General features: G+C 45.5%; 1 protein-coding gene and 1 pseudogene. Both read left to right on the forward strand.

Going from position 1 to position 727, the window contains the following annotated elements; translation table 11 throughout:
- Nucleotides 1-60: 60 nt before the first annotated feature.
- Entirely contained in the window at nt 61-315 is a 255-nt protein-coding gene (locus tag ACFIMP_RS09830; protein WP_375610995.1) for a tail protein X, read from the forward strand.
- Nucleotides 306-727 (forward strand): annotated as a pseudogene (locus ACFIMP_RS09835) (late control protein); the annotation flags it as partial. The gene ACFIMP_RS09830 and the pseudogene ACFIMP_RS09835, both read left to right, overlap by 10 nt.

The raw sequence follows: 727 nt of genomic DNA on the forward strand, positions 1-727 counted from the left end.
TAATGGCGGAAAACCACAAGGACAATACCAAGAGGGACAAATCCAAGTGGGACAAACTCTATGAAGATACCAGAAAAACATGTTGTTGTAGAGCTAGAGGATATGAGCCTCGATCTCCTTTGCTTTCACCATGTCATGGCTGTGTTAGGGGACCGTTCTCAAGTTGGGGGACTAAACGGCTATTTAGAAGCCACACTGGAAGCCAATCCAGAGATTGCCAAATATGGTGTGTTTTTACCGCGGGGCTTAAAGGTCATTCTGCCTGAATTTGTGTTGTCTAATCCTCAAAGCATGGTGAAGCGGTTATGGGATTAATGCGTACACACCCTTTTATTGCGGTCAAGGTGGGAAACAAACCTGTTCATGAGGTTTTTTACCAGCGTCTTTTAACCGCAACTATCACGGATCATGCCGGGAATGAAGCCGATACATTTGAAGCAGAGTTTGATGATAGTGGCAATGATTTAGAGGTTCCCTCAAGCAACAGCACTCTGCAAGTGATTTTTGGCTATGAGAACAGCATCAGTGCCTTTATGGGGCGTTTTGTTGTCGAATCGGTTGTAAGTTGTGGGGGCAGTGATGGAGAGATTTTGCGCCTTTGTGGCAAAAGCGCCTCGATGCGTAAAGAGCTCAAAGAACAGGTGAGTGAACATTTTGATCACAAAACTGTTGGTGAGATTGTGGAGACACTTGCCAAACGCCATGGCTATCAAGCAAAGGTCAGTCC

It is taken from the genome of Bartonella sp. AP65SXKL, assembly GCF_042195725.1.
Taxonomy (GTDB): domain Bacteria; phylum Pseudomonadota; class Alphaproteobacteria; order Rhizobiales; family Rhizobiaceae; genus Bartonella.